Source organism: Paraflavitalea pollutisoli, from assembly GCF_029360705.1.
Taxonomy (GTDB): Bacteria; Bacteroidota; Bacteroidia; order Chitinophagales; family Chitinophagaceae; genus Paraflavitalea; species Paraflavitalea pollutisoli.
In genome coordinates, this window is the sequence record NZ_JARKMX010000001.1 from 227,347 (window position 1) to 246,680 (window position 19,334).

A 19,334-nucleotide genomic window follows, 5' to 3' on the forward strand; every position below is an offset into this window, starting at 1 on the left:
AAAAAAGCATATGCCTATGCAACGTGCAAAAAGTCTTGGCGCAGGACTGGTTTTCTTATTGCTATTCGGTCAGGTGTACGCACAACAGCTAAGGTTGGGTAACAATCCTTTCACCGTCGAGAAATCGGCGGTGTTGGAATTGCAATCCAGTAACCAGGGGCTACTGTTTCCGCGGATTGCGGATACTGCGTTGATCAATGTTCTATCACCACCTGATGGCATGGTAGTATTTTTTATACCACTCCGGCAATTATTGCTTAGAGCGAATAGTGGCTGGCGCATCATTCAAAACTCGCCAGGCATCACCAGCCTGAACAGCCTTACCGGAACTGCCCAGACTTTTGCGACGGGGTCGACTGGTACAGATTTCAATATTGCATCGGCGGGAACGGTCCATACATTTAATTTGCCCAGCGCCTCAGCTACAGCCAGGGGGCTGGTTACAACCGGTGCGCAAATCTTTGCAGGGAGTAAGACTTTTTCAAGTCCACCCATATTTTCATCTTTTACCCAAGGATCTGTGCCATATATAGGAGCTTCCGGAGCCCTCTCGCAAAGCAATACAAATTTCTTTTGGGATGGAACCAACAATCGCTTGGGTATCGGTACTAATGTACCATCAAGCACTTTACACATTGCAGGGGCCAGCCCGCTTACGATATCAGGATTACCAGCAGGTGCTGCTACCGATAGTATTATGACTATTTTGAACGGCACCGTCAAAAAGATTCATCCTTCTTTGCTGGCTACACCCGCTATCACCAGCCTGAATGGACTTACAGCAGCCATCCAGTCATTTGCGATCGGCACGTCAGGAACCGACTTCAATATTGTTTCATCGGGAACAGCCCATACCTACAACCTGCCAGATGCCTCAGCAACAGCCAGAGGGTTGGTTACAACAGGCACCCAAACTATTGCGGGGGCTAAGACTTTTTCCAACGCACCTGCGATATCTTCATTTACGCAAGGATCGATTCCTTTTATCGGTGCTTCAGGAGTGCTGACACAAAACAATACAAACTTCTTTTGGGACGCGACCAATACCCGCTTGGGCATTGGCACTAATGTGCCATCCAGTTCGTTGCACATTGCCAGCAGCAACCCGCTCACAGTGGTTGGCTTACCGGCTGGTGCTGCTACCGATAGTATCGTGACTATTTTGAATGGCACCGTCAAAAAGATCCATCCATCTTTGCTGACGGGATCAACCAGCGGCTGGTTATTGACCGGCAATGCAGGAACTAACCCGACTACGAATTTTGTGGGTACATCGGATGCGCAATCTTTTGTAATCAGGACATTTAATACTCCAATTGCCCGCTTCGATCAAAACTCCCTGGCAATAGGCACTAGTGCCACTGTCAATAATGCCACACACTCCTTCGCATTCGGCAACGGAGCAACAACTGCTTTTAGTCTGACCAATGCCTTTGCTTTTGGAACTGGCGCTACGGTTAGCGGGTCGAATTCCTTCGCTATAGGACAGAATGCTTTAGCCAATAGCCCTACTTCTTTTGCCCTGGGCAGTGGCGCCACGGTACCATTTGGCGTACAAGACGCCATGGCATTGGGTTCCAACGCAGCGGCAAATGCTCTGAATAGCATTGCTATCGGAAGCTATGCCGCCAACACCTTCAGAACAACGGCCAATGGGGTTGGCAGTATTGCGATCGGCAGGTCTTCGGTATCCAATGCTACCTCAAGTATTGCCCTGGGTGATTCGGCTATCGTGGCATTTGTATCAAATCCATCTATCGGCATTGGACGAAAAACTGTGATTAATGGCTCCAATTCAGTAGGAATTGGTACAACAGTAACCATAGGAACCGTAAACAATGGTACGGCGCTAGGTTCAAGTACTTCTATAACCGGTGCTAACGCAACAGCATTAGGATTCAGTTCGTCGGTTTCTGCCGCTAATGCTACAGCGCTTGGCGCCAATGCGACCGTTTCCGGAGCAAATTCTACGGCCATCGGTTACAACACAGCGGTCACGCAATCTGATGCCATTATTCTTGGAGACCTCAACAACAGTTCTTTGTCGGTCGGTATCGGATCACAAACCTTTACATCCGGAGCCAGGGAGAAATTACTGGTTGATGCGGGTACGAGCAACTCCTATAATGTGATTAGTGGAAAAGGTACCGTCAACAACTACCTGCAGCTGAATATCCAAAATCGCTCCAACGGAGATGTTGCCAGTTCTGACCTGGTAGCTACTGCCGACAATGGAACGGAGACCACCAATTTTGTCGATCTTGGTATAAACTCGAGTGGATTTAATAATACTGTGTTTCCCATAATTGGTGGCGTCAATAATGGCTACCTCTACAGTACCGGCAATGATTTCATTATCGGAAATGGAAATGCTACTCGTAATCTGATATTATTTACGGGAGGGTTTACCACAAATAGTGAAAGAATGCGTATTGACGCCTCTGGAAACGTTGGTGTGGCTACTACGACGCCGACGGCAAAGATGGATGTGGGAGGCACCTATAAAATGGGTGCAAGGGGATCGGTCAATAAAAATCAGATCAGTTTTGTGGCGGCGATTCCAGCAGGTACTACTGTTCTTGGGGGGACAGCCGGACTCTTAGGCCTGACTTACACCTCAGCCTCGACGGATGTTACTATCAATATTCCTGCAGCATTGCAACCTACTACTACGCAAGCAACAGTGGTAGTTTCTCCAGCTTTTGACCTACCAGCATATGTGTCCATTGCCTTTGCCAGGGTCGTAACTACTAGTACAATAAAAGTTCGCTTTATGAATACTAGTACAAATACCCCAATATCCATTGCCGGCAACCTTTACTTCACCATAACCGAGTTTTAGCACCCTATGCCGAACTGCATGAAATATGGAGTCTTATTCCTGCTACTTTCATGTGCTTCGCATGTGCTTGCCCAACAGGGGTTATATATCCCCAACCAGGGAAAAATATTCTTCGTGGGTGATACCGCCACGATCTTTTCCAACATCACCAATGGAGGCAAGCTGGGGGTTGGTCGCAACGCAATAGTAAACTTTAAAGGAAGGGTTTGGGAAAATGAAACCCAGGCGTTGTTGACAGATGAAAGCGAGGGGGGAGAAGGCACTTCCGGAGTGGGTGGAATGATCAGGTTTCTCGCAACAGATACCACCCGTCAGTATATTGTTGGTGGGTATAATGCCGCCAGCCGTACAGGCCCCGGCTTTGCTAATTTGCAACTATTAAATAACAATGGCGTTCATCTGCTCGGCTCTACCACCAAGATCCGTAATGAACTAAGGTTATCTACCGGCCATATTTTCCTCAATAACAACATATTGGTGGTGGGCAACGGAAATCCCGGACAAATCACAGGTTTTGATTCTTCCCGCTACATTGTAACCGGAAATGCTCCGGGAGCAGGCTTGCTCATCCGGGAGAATATTCGGGCAGCCAACAATCTCGTCATGTTCCCTATTGGCAGTCGTCTGCACCAGTACACGCCAGCCGCCATTCGAAGCCTTTCCGATCAGGGAGATGATTTTTATGCTTCCGTGTTTGATAGTGTAAAATCACATGCCATCACGGGAACTAATTTGAGAGAAGAATCAGTCAACAAGACTTGGGAGATAGGAAAGCTCCGGCAACCCAATCAAGGTGCCGCAGAAGTATACCTGCAACATTTGCTGGACCAGGAAGGCACCAACTTCAGGGCCGGCAGACAGCTGACTTATATATCGCAATACCAGAACGGAATTTGGGATACAGCAGCCCCTATGATGGCACCTGTGCCTGGGATCCTGACTTCGGGAAGTATCCTGAACAACAGCGGACTTAATTTCAGACCATTCAACAATGGAATGCCCAACGCTGCCTATTACACCAAGTTTGTCTACAAAGGTGATCGCGGCATAAACCTGACCCAGGTATGGCTCAGCGCCATTCGCACCGACTACCACAATGTCAAAGTATATTGGACAACCAAACCAGAAGTCAATAACAATTACTTTGTAGTTCAGCGCAGGTATAGCAATCAAACTGATTTCAGCAATATAGATACTGTTGTCTCCAAGGCGCTCAACGGCAACAGCCAGGACTTTCTCAATTATGATATGATGGATCCCAACAGCTATACGGGGATCACCTATTATCGCCTGATGCTGGTCGATTTCAGTGGGCGCCTAACTTATTCGAATATAGTAGCTGTTGGCAGAACGCCGGATAACCAACTATTGCTATGGCCCAACCCCAGCACTGGTCGATTCTTCGTGGGTATTGGAATAGCATCCTCTATTAAAACCATTGTTATATGGGATGCCGTTGGCCGAAAGATCAAAGAAGAATTGGTGCGCGACAGGAATATTATAGAATTCTATTTACCGATACCAGGAACCTATGTGGTAAGCTTCCTGTCACCAACAGGAAGGATCGTTGAATCGAAAAAACTATTGGTACGCGGCTACTACTAAGCACAGGTAGCAACCCACTAGCCTGCATAAAAAAAAAGAAACTGTCTTAAAAGTCTATCACAATGAAAGCCTGGCCATGCCAGGCAGCTTCGCTTGCGCTCGCCGAAATACTATTCCGGTATCAAACTTGACTTATAAGACAGTCTCTAAACGATAATGAAAGAACCGATATATATTGAGTTATTGTACCCCATTATATTAACCAACTTCCATGGCTCCGGTTGAGCTATTCTTACGCAGTAGCCCTTTCCGCATTTTATTCATCAGGTCGTCTGCCGTATCTCTGATCTTTTTCCTGGTATCTGTTCCTTTGTCGGGTGCAAATAATGTGCCCACCAATGCACCAACAGCTGCTGCTGCAATCATGCCTACAAGAATCTGCTTTGCTTTCATGATATATAGTTTATCGTGATTAATAAGGTACCTACATCTATCTTTTACCAACACTGTGCCAAACCAATTCATCAGTTAACGGCTAAAGGTTGAAGAAATGTTAAGACAGCCTGTTATCCAAAAAGTTGTAAAAATCAACAGCCCCCACCTGTCAGGCGGGGGCTGTTGCTATAGTGAGTAAGAAAAGTTACACTATCCTCTTCGTCCGGGTCGCTCCGTGCCTCCACCTTCACCACGGCTAGGTCTGCCAGCTCCACCGGGGTTACCACCACCCTGGTGGCCACCACTGCTTTGTGGACGGTCATAAGATCGTTGCGTAGGTGCAGATGGCGCTTCACGTTGGCGCGATGATTGAGAGGGGGCCTGTTGAGCGCGTCCTCCAGGATAACTGCGTTCTACGCCGCCGCCGCTGCTGCCACCACTATTCGGCCTTGTAGGCCATTGGCGTTCACTATTATCGGAACGGGCAGGCGGCTGATAAGTCCTTGGTTCCCTTTTACCGGTGGATGGACTTGCTGGCCTGCTTTCTCCCCTGTTGCTGTTGTTGTCCCGGTATACTCTTTCTCTTGGACTGGGTATTCCACTATTAGGCGTTGTGCTGGCTCCATTGCCTTCACCCGCTCTCCAGTCACGGTTAGGTCGCTGATTACCATAGTCACGTCCTCCATTGTTACCAAAGCGATTGTTGTCACGCGAAATGGAGGAGCTACGATCTCCCGGAGTCGGCCTGCTGATACGGCCACCATCATTAGGGCGATTACCATTGTTATTATCATATCGGCCACCAGGACCGCCATTGCGACTACCGATGCCATTATTATAGTTCCTGTTGGCATAACCCCGTCCGTTGAAGTCACGACCCCTGCCAGGATTGACGCGCTGGTTGTCACGACTTACCACGCCACGACCACCGTAATAGTTGTACACGTTATTGGTTCTGTTGATGCGTACAATATTCACGTTGGGTCTGCTTCTGTACCCGTTGCCATAGAAACCGCCCGTATAATAGCCGCCATAGTTTCTATAGGGTGAATAACAATACGAAGGACGATATACCCGGGGACCCCACCACCCTCCGTATCCATAACCCCATGGGTTGCCATAGCCTATACTGCTATGAAACCAGCCATTGTTGTAGTTGAAGCCGAAGCCCCAACCAAACCAGGGGTTGTACCGGATATTGAAACCCCAGGTGTAAGGGCGGGGGAAATAATAGTGACCCACCCAGGGCCTGTAGTAATAACCTGTACCATACACGATCGTAGAACCACAGATATAGTTGTTGAGATAACCAGGTGTATATCCCATCCATACATAGTCGGGTGTAACATCATAGATGTAAACATATTTCATATGATACACCGGGTAGCGGGGAGGGATCAGAGAAACAACGGAAGGACGAACAACGGCTACAGACCACGGACCCATTGCACTATACGACTCGAACCAGATACCATTGTCTACAGAATAGTAGCGACCTCTCCATCGAATGACTGAAGCCGACGTATTGACCGCATATTCCATTTCCGTTCCGACAATATCATTAAACTGCGGTTCTCCGTCGTACATTACATCAGCCTTCGCTTGCTGCCGATCTACCTTTGCAGTTTGTGGAATTTCAGCATCCTGAATAGCATCCTGTGCAGCCGAAGTCCCTGCAACACTCGCCAATACATTGTCTTTGGGCGATCCTTCAGCAATACGGGCAAAGTCTGCCGGTAATTTATCCGACCCTACAAACTGCCATTGTCCACTCAAGGTCTTTGATTTAAACCAACGACCGGAGATCAAAACATAGTATTGTTGTGACAGAACATCCATGAAGATGTCATCATCAGAATTGGAAACATACAAAAGGTCTGTACTGGTTACCGGTGCGAAATTCGCTTCACCATTAGATTGGATCAGTTCTGCAGGCTCAGTACTCACAATGATCTTATACATCGTATTCTCATCCGTCTCTTTTTCTGTATTATCGTCCTTGCCTGCATCATTCACCTGCTGAGCGATCTTCTGCAGGGTCTGATTTACCTGTGTGGTCATCGCGTAAGGACCCGTGGCCGACGTGGCCGAATACCAGTGTTTACCTCCATAGAGATAAAATCGACCATCACTATTTTTTACGATAGTAAAGGGTGTGTTGACAACTGCGTCCAAACCCCACTCGTTATTACGTTGCAACTGAGGAGTACCGTCGATCAATACAAGGATCGATGGACTATTGCTGTATAATACCTTGGGGGGATTGTTACTGATCTGCTGCGATAACTGTGTTTCCTGCTTATTGAGGTCGAGGGACGATTGCAGGTCATTTTGGGCAAAGCTGAACGTACCCCGGTTGATCTGCTGTTCTAAAACATCTGAATAACTTTCGAGCCGTGCTTCGGCGATCTCTCCCGGTAACTTGATGTTTTGAATCTCACCACCCGTTACAGTAACCCGGGCTCCATTGTTGCTGGTCGTTGCTTTGATCCAGGTCATTCCAAACACCGGATCAGTTTTTCCACTTTCGAGCACCGAGATGGCTGCTTTGGCCTGAAGGCTGTTACCGGAATAAGACTCTGGCTGCCATTGATACATTTTTATTACAGAGCCCTCAGGCGTAGTAAAGGTTTTGGGCCATGCGTCCTGGGCTTGCACAGAAAAGCCAGACAGAATAACCCCGCCCAGCACGCATAAATAAGTAAAAAAGGATTTCATAAAAGAGGCAGTTTTCGTTTGAAAATTCCCCGTTGGGTTTTTTATTAAGATCAAGTTACAGTCGTTAGACGATGAAAGCTGTTAGTGGTTTATGAAAGTTGGGAACGTTTACAAAATATTAGCAAAAAGAGATGTTAATGGAAAAACGGGCCATATTTTTTTCCCGCCGAATATCCATTTGCCTCTTCACCACAATTCCCCAACGAGGCTCGCGATGACAAGATAATACCGGGTACCCAGCATGCAAAGCGATTTCGTGTTAAAAAACCAGCCATTCTATAATTTATGACAGATCGCAATTTCTCGATGAAACATTTCTCCTTACGGCCATATGATACCCCGACCTGTTAATCCCCTTTAACAATCCCAACCATGTGTATAAGTCGGGTAAGCCATCACCCAAAGCAATCATTTTGACAATTGGGTAATCATTTTGTGCAACTGATTCCCTATGCTATTCTTCCGCCCAGGTATCGCTGCTAATATTGCTCTCCGGTTCACTACTGGCAATAAAAAGTATAACCATTTAAAACAAAAAACAAGTCATGAAAAAAGTATTCTTACTTACAAGTTTGCTCGCAACACTCGTATTTACTTCCTGTAAAAAAGACAAAGACAACGGCAATGATAACCCTGGCGGTGGCGGTGGTAATCCTGGTACTACCAAGCTGCTGAAAAAGACGACGGAGACAGAAAACGGCGTTACAACGGTTTTCAACTTTAACTACGACAACAACAAAAGACTCACCTCGTATGCCAGCGCCGACGGGAAAGATAAGACGGCTTTCACCTATGACGCTGCCGGCAATCTTACAAAAATCGAGATCACCGATGAGGATAGTAAGACAGTGTTCACGTACACCTACGCCAACAATATTCCTGTTAGCGGAACCATGAAATCGTGGGAAATGAACGGTACAACGGTGGGAGATCTGGACATGGATAGCGAACTAACCTTTACGGTTGTCAATGGCCAGGTTACAAAGATCGTACGTTTGATTAAAGGCGAAGACGCGGAAGAAAACCTCACCTTAAACCTTGCACTGACCTATACAAATGGCAACCTGACCAAGGTGGAGACCACAGCAGGAAGCGACTATGCCTATAATGCCACATTCACTTTCGGCGACAAGAAATCTCCCTTCCCCCAGTTAACCAAGTATGTGCTCGATGAAGCTGGCTTTTCATTAATGATCAGTTCTAAAAATGATCTGAAAACAGCTGCTTACGTAACGCCTGGTATGGGCCAATACGGATTCACCAATACTTACACCTACGATGCAAGTGGCTATCCACTTACTTCTACCGACGGCCAGGCAACGGTGAAATACGAATACCAATAAAACAGTACCATATACCAATAGGAGCCTCTTCCCGCTTTGGGAGGAGGTTTTTTTGGTTTTGTTAGGGATCGATACCTTTGGCATATATACGTACCAATATGCCGATCTTATTTACACCACTTACGATAAAAAACATCACTTTCCGCAACCGCATTGTTGTATCTCCGATGTGCCAGTATTCCTGTGTCGATGGTTTTGCAACCGATTGGCACCTGGTGCACCTTGGCAGCCGCGCTGTGGGAGGAGCGGGCCTTATCATTCAAGAGGCTACTGCCGTTTCGCCCGAAGGCCGTATCAGTCCCGATGATCTAGGTATCTGGAGGCCCGAACATCTTCCGAAGCTAAAAACCATTACAAGCTTCATAAAGGAACAAGGATGTGTACCAGGTATTCAATTGGCCCATGCAGGCCGTAAAGCCAGTACACAAAGCCCCTGGAAGGGGGGAAAGCAAATACCAGTCGCCGATGGAGGCTGGCAAACGGTGGCTCCTTCAGCCATTCCATTCCGTCCGGCAGACGAGACTCCACTTGCACTAGACAGCGCCGGTATCGAAAAAGTGATCGTCGATTTCAGGATTGCCGCAGCAAGTGCCTTAAAAGCCGGATACCAGACCCTGGAAATTCACGCAGCCCATGGATATTTGATCCACCAGTTCCTGTCTCCCTTGATCAACCAGCGTACCGATGAGTATGGCGGAAGTTTTGAAAACCGGGTCCGTTTTCTGCTGGAAGTAATGGAGGCAGTACAAACCGAGTGGCCGGCAGAGCTTCCCTTGTTCGTTCGCGTGTCTACTACAGATTGGGTGCCGGGTGGTTGGAATGAACAAGATGCCGTGCGACTTGCCCGTATATTGAAGACGAAAGGCGTCGACCTGATCGATTGCTCATCGGGTGGAGCTGTTCCAGGTGCTACCATTCCGGTGGGACCGGGCTACCAGGTCAGGTTCGCAGAACAAGTAAAAAAAGAAGCGGGAATACTGACTGGAGCGGTGGGTATCATTACGAACGCACAACAGGCAGAAGAAATCCTTGCCAATGGTCAGGCAGATATGATACTGCTGGCTCGTCAGTCGTTGCGTGATCCTTATTTTCCATTACACGCAGCGAAGGAACTTGGCGCCGAGATCGCCTGGCCGTCGCAGTACCTGCGCGCTAAAGAATAACAATGATAGACAGAACTTAAAAAGGAAAAGGTGTGCGACATTGACACACCCTTTCCCTTTTTAAACCTGACAAAAACAGGTATCTAAAGAAGATCATTTGCTTACTTAGTATCCCCGCAAAGCTTCGATCTCATCTGCTGTCTTTGGCAGATCTTTGCCCAGTTTATGACAACCATCAGCAGTCACCAGGAAATTATCTTCCACACGAATACCACTGAAGTTTCGGAAAGACTCAAGCGCTTTGTAGTTTATAAAATGGGTGTGTTTCTTTTCTGCTGCCCATTGGTCAATTAATGTAGGGATCACATACACGCCTGGCTCCACGGTCAACACATAACCTGGCTCCACAGCCCGGCCAAGGCGTAAAGATTTCCAGCCAAACTCCTTACTTTTTTGGAGATCGTCCGAATAACCAACATACTGTTCACCCAGGTCTTCCATATCATGCACATCCATCCCCATCATATGGCCAAGTCCACACTGAAAGAATAAAGTATGTGCGCCGGCAGCTACCGCTTCTGCAGCATTGCCTTTCATGATTCCCATGGCCGTAAGGCCTTCTACCAGCTTTTCACAGGCCCCTGCATGAACGTCCCGGAAACGGACGCCGGGCTTTAATAAACCAACGGCATAGTCCAACGAGTTGATCACCGTGTTATATACTTCTCTTTGTTCCGTGGTAAATTGGCGCCCGACCGGGAAGGTTCTGGTCAGATCACCGGCATAGTGCAACTCGTTCTCCGCCCCGGCGTCCAACAACAGCATCTGGCCTTCCTGAATAGTGTTGCCATAGTAATGGTTGTGAAGCGTTTCACCATTTACCGTACAGATGATCGGATAAGAAAGACATCCTCCAGCGGCATAGGCGATTTCCTGAACCTTGGCTGCCACTTCGTACTCCTTCATACCAGGTCGGGCATATTGAATGCCTGCGAGGTGCATGTCTGCACTGATAGATACTGCTTTCTCGATTTCCGCTACTTCGATATCCTCTTTGATAATTCGCTGACGGATCACTGATTTCACCAGCTTAAGCGATACCTGCCGGTCTACATCTTGTACCGGAATTTGAAGCCACTCACCTAATCTGATCTTATTTTCAGCGCGATAGGGTGGGAGAATGTGAATGGTACGACCCAGCCCATGAGCTTTCCGCACCCATACGGCCATATCGTTATAAGGAGCAGTTTGCTGCACACCTACTGCGGCGGCCATTTCTTTAATGGAGGGTAAAGGCCCCGTCCAAACAATATCGTCGATGCTCAGCTCATTGCCGAAGATCACGACATCGCCACTCTCAGGGTCAAGCACGGCGGCCAGTCCGGCCACATCCAGTCCAAAATAATACAGAAAGCTGCTATCCTGTCTGAATGGATACCAGTTGTCTTTGTAGTTCATGCCCGTCTCGTCATTGCCCATCAACACAATAAGACCTGTACCTACCTGCTGCATCAGCGCCTGGCGCCGGCTGCTATATACCGATTGTTCGAATAGTTTGAAATGCATGCGGCAATTTATCGATAAATCACCAATTGAAACGATACCGGGATTAACCCGGCATTAATACAAATTATCCGGAAATAGAGGATTTGAAAAGACTTAGCGGTGCCGGCCCAGCAGTAAACAGACGTCATTCATGAACTGGCAATCACATCAACGCCTGGCTGACTATGCGGAAATATGCGCATTCTTATCAATCCTCATTAGCCGATCTGATCTGAACTGGTAGATTCCGACAGGCACAGAAGAAATAAAACCGATAAAATCACATTGCGTTTTTCTGCTGGTATATTAACAAAATTAAGTAAGTACCTTACTGATTGAATGTTCAGGTAGGCAAGACACACCTGACAGCTATTTTTCCAAAACGAATCAGTATGCGCCTCTTACTCATCATTAGTATTTTAGTCTTTTCTGTTACTTCCTCGCAAAGCCAGTTTGCCAAAAAGAAACCCATTCTTACCGGGGCAGAACAGGTGAATAAATACCTGCCCTATCTGAAAGGCAAGAGGGTGGCGATCATGGCCAACTTAACAACCGTCATTGGCAAGAAACACCTGGTCGACAGCCTCCAATCATTGGGCATAAAGATCGTAAAGGTATTTGGCCCTGAGCATGGCTTTAGGGGTAATGCCGGCGCTGGTGTGGAAGTAAAAGATGAAACAGATGCGGCTACCGGCATCCCGATTATTTCTTTATACGGCCCCAAGAACAAACCCAGCAAACAAGACCTGGCCGATGTGGATATCCTAATCTATGATCTGCAGGATGTTGGTTGCCGGTTCTATACGAACATCAATGCACTGGTTCGATTGATGAACGCTTGTTATGAAAGCGGTAAAGAAATGCTGATCCTCGACCGACCCAATCCCAATGGATACCTCGTAGATGGCCCGGTACTGGATATGAAGTATAAATCAGGCATTGGCATGTTTCCCATCCCGATGTCACACGGGTTGACAGTGGGTGAGTTTGCCCGGATGGCCAACGGCGAAGGTTGGTTGACTGACAAAGCAAAATGCAAGATCAAGGTAATCCCGGTGGCCAATTATAACCACGATATGGAGTATGTGCTGCCGGTAAAGCCCTCTCCCAACCTGAACACGCAGCAATCGATCATGCTGTATCCTTCAGTCTGCATGTTTGAAGCCACTTATCTCAATCACGGCAGAGGGACTTATTTTCCCTTCACCGTTTTTGGTAGCCCGGAACTCAAAGGAGTTTATGAATTCTCTTATACACCTACCAGCATAAAGGGAATGTCTGCAACGCCATTGTTCATGGACCAGGTATGCTATGGAATTGATCTCCGCAATTATGATGTAAACCTTCTGCGCAAAAGCAAAAAGATCAACCTGCAATGGATCATGGAGCTGTATAAAGCGCATCCGCACAAGGAAAAGTTTTTTGATACCAAACTCAGCAAGGAGATGAACAGGATTGAAATACAGATCGGTTCCGGTCTTTTCCGTCAGCAGATCATCGATGGTAAATCAGAAGAAGAGATTCGGGCCAGTTGGGAACCTGGATTGAGTCAATACAAGGTGATGCGGAAAAAGTACTTGCTGTATCCCTGATTGATTGCACTTCAATTCGCCCGGGAATAAACTTGCACCCAGCGATAAAATGCACTCATTTTTTAACGGGGTCCAAACAGCTCTTGAGTTTCAAATGCGCCTGGTTTTCAACCTGCCCCCTGGCAACAACCTAAGTACCGATCTCCCTGCATCCCGTAATAAACGAAAAAGCGACCGCTACGAAAGTAGTGGTCGCTTTATTGGGGACATAAAAAAAGTCTCTGATCATATCAGAGACCTTTTTCGTGGTGCGAGACGGGATCGAACCGCCGACACAAGGATTTTCAGTCCTTTGCTCTACCGACTGAGCTACCGCACCTCCTAACTCCTTTCAAGATTTAATGTCCCGAAGGCATCGTCTCGATTGGGGTTGCAAAAATAGCAATTCTATGTAAATCAAAAAATTAATTGCCACTTTTCTTTATTTTATTTCTTGCCCCGGGGCCCAGAGCCGGTTTCTGACAATAAATTCTTCAAAATCAAAGACCCACGGCTCACTACATACCGTACTGCGCCAGGAATTTGATACGCATGATCTTCAACTGCTCCCAGGTATAGTTGCCATCACTCAATTCTTCAGCTGCCACCTGCAGCGACGAAGTCTCACAACCCTTGAAATATTCCAGTATCTCGTCCTGCTCATGGTCATCCAGCATTTCGTCGATGGCATAATCCAGGTTCAGTTTTGTACCACTCGCGGCAATGGTTTCCATCTCCTCCAGCATTTCATCCATTCGCCAGCTCTTGTTGCGGGCAATGGTCTCCAGCGGTATCTTCTTATCGGTTTGCTGAATGATATATACCTTATTACCACTTTTATTCACCACGCTCTTCATCACAAAATCATCCGGGCGCTCGATATTGTTATCGGCAACATACTTGGAAACCATTTCAATAAACGGTTTGCCATAGCGGATGGCTTTGCCCTTACTCACGCCCGAGCATTTTTCCAGCTCCTGCAGGTTAGTAGGGTACAAGGTTGCCATATCCTGCAGCGAAGTTTCCAGGAAGATCACAAAAGGAGGCAATGCCTTCTTTTTAGCTTCTTTCTGCCGCAGCTCTTTCAGCATTTCAAACAGTTTCTCATCGGTAGCAGCCGTACCCGTCGGGTTTTCTGCACCTTCATCATCGTCGGCATTCGCCTCTTCGTATAAATTGTTGAGAACGATCTTGAAAGATTTGGGCTTCTTGGCAAAGGCTTCACCAGCCTTGGTGATCTTCAGCACACCATAGTCTTCGATTTCCTTGCTCAGCAAACCGCCCAGCAATAGCTGGCGGATCAGGGTGCTCCAATAATGGTCAGGTTCGTTTTTACCAATACCGAATTCTGCAATACCCTCATGACGGAACATGCTGATATTCGGGGTAAGCCGCCCAATGATAATATTGACAATATAATCGGTCGCAAAACGCTCGTCCAGGGCTTTCACGGCTTTCAACACCTTCACGGCATTGTCTTTTGCCTCTACTTCTTCTTTCGGATGTAAACAGTTATCGCACTCTCCGCAATTCTTTTCGGTGTACTCCTCTCCAAAATAGCTCATCAACACCTTACGACGACATACGCCGCTTTCGGCATAAGCCACGGTTTCGTTGATCAGCTGTGCACCAACCTCGCGCTCACTAAGCGGTTTGTCACGCATCAGGTGCTCTAGTTTGGCCACATCCTTATGGGAATAATACAGAATACATTTTCCTTCCAGCCCGTCCCGGCCGGCACGGCCGGTTTCCTGGTAATAGTTTTCGATGCTCTTGGGAATATTGTAGTGGATCACAAACCGGATGTCCGGTTTGTCGATACCCATCCCAAAAGCGATCGTGGCTACGATCACCTGCACCTCTTCTGTCAGAAAAAGATCCTGACGTTCGGCGCGCAGCTTGCTGTCGAGACCAGCATGGTAGGCGACTGCCTTGATACCATTGGCCACCAGCATATCTGCCAGCTCTTCCGTCGTTTTCCGGTTCAGCGTATAGATAATACCGCTTCTACCCTTCATCGAAACGATAAAACGCACAATGCTCTTGTTCGTTTGGTCTTTTTTGATCTTGGGAAGCACCTCGTAATTGAGGTTGGGGCGGTTGAAAGAAGAAATATAGATGGCTGGATCGCGCAGGTCGAGATTGTGGATGATATCGCTCTGCACCTTGGGTGTGGCGGTGGCAGTCAGCGCGATCACAGGAATATCAGGGTTGATCTGCGTCATCATCTCGCGCAAACGGCGGTACTCAGGACGAAAATCATGGCCCCACTCCGAAATACAATGCGCCTCATCAACAGCGAAAAAAGAGATCTTCAGTTCAGAAAAGAATTCCAGGTTCTCTTGTTTCGTCAATGTTTCAGGAGCAACATACAGCATCTTCGTACGTCCGCTGGTGAGGTCATCCTGCACTTCACGGATCTCTTTTTTGCTTAAGGTCGAGTTGAGAAAATGCGCCACATCATCTTTGCTGCTGTAGCTGCGTACCAGGTCTACCTGGTTTTTCATCAGCGCGATCAGGGGGCTTACGATAATCGCAACACCTTCGCTGATCATGGCTGGCAATTGATAACAGAGGCTCTTGCCACCGCCGGTAGGCTTGATGACAAATGTATCTTTACCGCTTAATAAATTTTTGATAATGGCTTCCTGGTTTCCCTTAAAGGCATTGAAGCCGAAGTGTTCCTGTAAGGCTTCTGTCAGGTAAGAACTAGAAATGGTTCCGGTGGACTTAGCAGTCCCGTTTTTTTTAACAGCGCCGCTTTTCGTAGCTTTTTCAGCTTTCGTTGCCGTTTTCTTGGTTGTTGTTCCCATGCTCATATGATTTCCTTCACACTATAAGTGACGTAAATATGCATAAGATGTAAGGTTTTAATGTTAATGGTGCCTTAAGGATATAGCAAATACACCCGCTTTGGACGGGGCAGTATAGTAGCGTCTCATGAATGGCCAGGTCGTCGGATCGGTAGTTAGCGTTGGTTAGATTCGTCCCAAAAAATCAACAGGGACCGGGTTGTTCTAAAGGGTGGCGAATTTAACTCATTTTGGCCGATCGTCAATCAATAACGTACGCTTTAACAAATATGATATAATCGATAAGTCTTGTTTTTTTACGCCTATTCCCTTGTAAATCATATAAATTGCAGAAATTTAGTGCTGGTAACGAAGTAATACTTAACCCCCTGCCCTGAGTGAATACCCTTATACCGTCTGTAGCCGGTTAGCAGGCTGGTAACCGTTTTGCCGGCCAACAATTTTCAAGTAGGTTTGTCATTTAATTATTATGTCTTCAGTGTCTACCCTTGATATTAAATCAGTTGCAACACGAACGATCGCTCGGGAAGCAGAGGCTGTAGCCTCCCTCAAGCCAATGATCAACGACGATTTTGAAAAGGCCGTACGGTCTATTTATGAATCCAAAGGACGGCTCGTGATCAGCGGCATTGGCAAAAGCGCCATCATCGCTCAAAAGATTGTTGCCACCCTCAACTCGACCGGTACACCCGCTATCTTCCTGCACGCGGCCGATGCCATCCACGGCGACCTGGGGATGATCCAGCAGGAAGACGTCGTGTTGATCATCAGCAAAAGCGGCGAAAGCCCCGAAATAAAAGTACTCGTACCCCTGGTGCGCAACTTCGGCAATACACTCATCGCCATGGTGGGTAATATAGAGGCCTACCTGGCACGCCAGGCAGATATCATACTCAACACCACCGTGTCGCAGGAAGCCTGCCCCAATAATCTCGCCCCCACTTCCAGCACAACCGCACAACTCGTCATGGGAGATGCTCTGGCTGTGGTACTTATGGAGATGAAAGGCTTCGGCACCGATGACTTTGCCCGCTTCCATCCAGGCGGCACATTGGGTAAGAAGCTTTACCTGCATGTCTCCGATCTGTATGTAAACAATGAATGCCCCAAAGTATTGTCGACAGCCTCTCTCAAGCAAGTGATCGTAGAGATCTCAAAAAAAAGATTGGGTGCTACTGCTGTTGTAGATACGAACGATCATTTATTGGGCGTTATTACGGACGGCGACCTACGCCGTATGCTGGAAAAAAGCATTACCCTCCAGTTGGATGAAGTAAAAGCAGCCGATATAATGACCAGGAATCCCAAAGCAATCAGTGCAGAGGCATTGGCGGTGGAAGCCCTCGACATGTTACGGCAATACGATATTACACAACTGGTGGTAACCGCAGGAGCCACTTATCTCGGATTTATTCACTTGCACGATCTCGTAAGAGAAGGCCTTATTTAGACTTTGAAACTATGACAAAAACACAACTACCTGCAGTAGGGAATAAGCACCATTATGTAGCCATCATGGCCGGAGGGATCGGTAGCCGTTTCTGGCCGATGAGCCGGACCAATTATCCCAAGCAGTTCCTCGATATCCTCAATACGGGTAAAACCCTTATCCAGTCTACCTACGAACGCTTTGCAGGTTTTATTCCAAAAGAGAATATATACGTTGTTACTTCCAACGAATACATCAATATCGTAAAACACCAACTGCCCGAACTGCCCCTGCAAAACATCCTGGGTGAACCCTCCCGTAAGAATACGGCACCCTGTATCGCCTATATCTCCTTCAAATTGCAGCAGCTCGATCCGCTGGCTTCCCTCATTGTAGCGCCTTCCGATCACCTGATCCTGGACCCCATTGGTTTTACCAAGGTCAGCCTCGAGGCCCTCAGTTTTGTCAATAAACACAATGCGATCATTACGCTGGGCATTAAGCCTACGTATCCCAATACCGGTTATGGCTATATCCAGTACGAGCAACACGCCGTATCGGACAACGTGTACAAGGTGAAAACCTTTACCGAAAAGCCCAAGCTGGAAATGGCAAAGACCTTTATCGCCAGTGGCGAGTTCCTCTGGAATGCCGGCATCTTCGTATGGCAGGTGAAGAATATCGTCGCTGCCTTCGAAAAGCATTTGCCGGAGATGTACGAGGTATTTGCTGCCGAAAAAGAGAAGTTCAACACCACCGAGGAAGTTACTGCCCTCAACAATATCTATCCACTTTGCACCAACATCTCCATCGATGTGGGTATCATGGAAAAAGCAGATAACGTATACCTCATACCCTCCTCCTTCGGATGGAGCGATCTCGGAACCTGGAACAGCGCCTACGAAAACCTGGAAAAGGATTATCTCGGCAATGCTGTGGCAGGCGACCAGGTTATGGTATTCGATGCCCACAACAACATGGTACACGCACAGCGCGACCGTCTTGTACTGTTACAAGGCCTCGAAGATTTCATCGTCGTAGATACCAAAGATGTACTCCTCATCTGCAAAAAAGACAAAGAACAGGAAATTAAAGAGTACGTAGCAGAAGTGAAAAGGAACAAAGGCGACAAGTTCCTGTAACCTGTATACAAGCTTCAAAGGCCGTCCGCACAGCCATGTGAAGAATTGGGAATGGTAACTTGCCAAAAGTTACTTACCTTTTTCCCGATATTTGCAACGTATTACTATATGCTGACGGCCATCAATAATATTCTCTTCCTCGATATTGAAACAGTTTCTCAGTATCCCTCCTTCAACGAAGTGCCGGATGACTGGAAACAGCTTTGGGAAACCAAGGCCAATATCATTATGCGCAATAAGGAGCTGGAGACCGCCGAATCGGTGTATAACCGGGCAGCCATCTATGCCGAATTCGGTAAGATCGTATGCATCAGCGTCGGCATCATCAACGGCAATGGCGACAATAAAAAGATAGTCTTGAAGTCATTCTATGGCGAGGATGAAAAAGAGCTGCTGCAACAGTTCACCGACATGCTTCGCCGATGGGCCGTAGACCAGCAGAAATTCCTCTGCGCCCACAACGGCAAGGAATTCGATTTTCCTTACCTCTGCCGCCGCCTCATCATCAACGCGCTGCCCATTCCACCGGTATTGAACATCGCCGGCAAAAAGCCCTGGGAAATAGCGCACCTCGACACCATGGAGCTCTGGAAGTTTGGCGACTTCAAAAACTTTACCTCACTCAATTTATTGGCCCATACACTCGGTATTCCCACCCCCAAAGATGATATCGATGGAAGTATGGTAGGAGAGGTGTATTGGAAAGAGAAGAACCTCGCCCGCATCGCCAACTATTGCCAGAAAGATGTGGTCACCGTAGCACAGGTATACCTCCGCTTCAATGGCGAAAGCCTCATCCTGCCCGAAAACATCGAGATCAAACAACCACCCGTTTCCGCACAATAAAA

At 47.4% G+C, this 19,334-nt stretch carries 12 protein-coding genes and 1 tRNA gene; 8 read left to right on the plus strand and 5 right to left on the minus strand.

Features of this window, described 5'->3' with window-relative positions:
- Nucleotides 1-16: 16 nt before the first annotated feature.
- Nucleotides 17-2,842 carry a beta strand repeat-containing protein gene (locus P2W70_RS00990; RefSeq protein ID WP_276479550.1) on the plus strand — a complete coding sequence of 942 codons (2,826 nt, stop codon included), beginning with the start codon at nucleotides 17-19 and terminating at the stop codon, nucleotides 2,840-2,842.
- 18 nt (nucleotides 2,843-2,860) lie between these two features.
- Nucleotides 2,861-4,447, plus strand: a complete 1,587-nt coding sequence (locus P2W70_RS00995) for a T9SS type A sorting domain-containing protein (RefSeq protein ID WP_276479551.1) — start codon at nucleotides 2,861-2,863, stop codon at nucleotides 4,445-4,447.
- Nucleotides 4,448-4,645: 198 nt separating this feature from the next.
- On the opposite strand, the gene P2W70_RS01000 is transcribed toward P2W70_RS00995, so the two are convergent.
- A complete protein-coding gene (locus tag P2W70_RS01000; RefSeq protein ID WP_276479552.1) occupies nucleotides 4,646-4,840 on the minus strand; it encodes a YtxH domain-containing protein in 195 nt (64 codons plus the stop codon).
- 192 nt (nucleotides 4,841-5,032) lie between these two features.
- Nucleotides 5,033-7,540: a hypothetical protein gene (locus P2W70_RS01005; RefSeq protein ID WP_276479553.1), complete on the minus strand. Its 2,508-nt coding sequence runs from the start codon at nucleotides 7,538-7,540 to the stop codon at nucleotides 5,033-5,035.
- 545 nt (nucleotides 7,541-8,085) lie between these two features.
- Between P2W70_RS01005 and P2W70_RS01010 the strand changes: the two genes are divergently transcribed.
- On the plus strand, nucleotides 8,086-8,883 hold the full coding sequence (locus P2W70_RS01010) for a hypothetical protein (RefSeq protein WP_276479554.1): 798 nt from the start codon (nucleotides 8,086-8,088) through the stop codon (nucleotides 8,881-8,883).
- Between the two features lie 98 nt (nucleotides 8,884-8,981).
- A complete protein-coding gene (locus P2W70_RS01015; protein ID WP_276479555.1) occupies nucleotides 8,982-10,046 on the plus strand; it encodes an NADH:flavin oxidoreductase/NADH oxidase in 1,065 nt (354 codons plus the stop codon).
- A gap of 105 nt (nucleotides 10,047-10,151) precedes the next feature.
- Here P2W70_RS01015 and P2W70_RS01020 read toward each other — a convergent pair whose 3' ends face one another.
- Nucleotides 10,152-11,552, minus strand: a complete 1,401-nt coding sequence (locus tag P2W70_RS01020) for an aminopeptidase P family protein (RefSeq protein ID WP_276479556.1) — start codon at nucleotides 11,550-11,552, stop codon at nucleotides 10,152-10,154.
- Nucleotides 11,553-11,923: 371 nt separating this feature from the next.
- Here P2W70_RS01020 and P2W70_RS01025 point away from each other — a divergent pair, with 371 nt between their 5' ends.
- Complete coding sequence (locus tag P2W70_RS01025; protein ID WP_276479557.1) at nucleotides 11,924-13,123, plus strand: exo-beta-N-acetylmuramidase NamZ family protein; 1,200 nt, start codon at nucleotides 11,924-11,926, stop codon at nucleotides 13,121-13,123.
- Nucleotides 13,124-13,369: 246 nt separating this feature from the next.
- Here the strand turns inward: P2W70_RS01025 and P2W70_RS01030 are convergent.
- Together P2W70_RS01030 and recQ are read right to left on the minus strand one after the other, a co-directional pair.
- Nucleotides 13,370-13,442 (minus strand) — tRNA-Phe (locus P2W70_RS01030).
- A gap of 178 nt (nucleotides 13,443-13,620) precedes the next feature.
- Entirely contained in the window at nucleotides 13,621-15,915 is a 2,295-nt protein-coding gene (recQ, locus tag P2W70_RS01035; RefSeq protein ID WP_276479558.1) for a DNA helicase RecQ, read from the minus strand.
- Between the two features lie 469 nt (nucleotides 15,916-16,384).
- Between recQ and P2W70_RS01040 the strand changes: the two genes are divergently transcribed.
- From P2W70_RS01040 to P2W70_RS01050, 3 genes are all read left to right on the plus strand, one after another.
- Complete coding sequence (locus tag P2W70_RS01040) at nucleotides 16,385-17,365, plus strand: KpsF/GutQ family sugar-phosphate isomerase (RefSeq protein WP_276479559.1); 981 nt, start codon at nucleotides 16,385-16,387, stop codon at nucleotides 17,363-17,365.
- 11 nt (nucleotides 17,366-17,376) lie between these two features.
- Entirely contained in the window at nucleotides 17,377-18,486 is a 1,110-nt protein-coding gene (locus P2W70_RS01045) for a mannose-1-phosphate guanylyltransferase (protein WP_276479560.1), read from the plus strand.
- A 108-nt stretch (nucleotides 18,487-18,594) separates the two neighbouring features.
- Nucleotides 18,595-19,332, plus strand: a complete 738-nt coding sequence (locus P2W70_RS01050) for a 3'-5' exonuclease (protein ID WP_276479561.1) — start codon at nucleotides 18,595-18,597, stop codon at nucleotides 19,330-19,332.
- Nucleotides 19,333-19,334 lie beyond the last annotated feature (2 nt).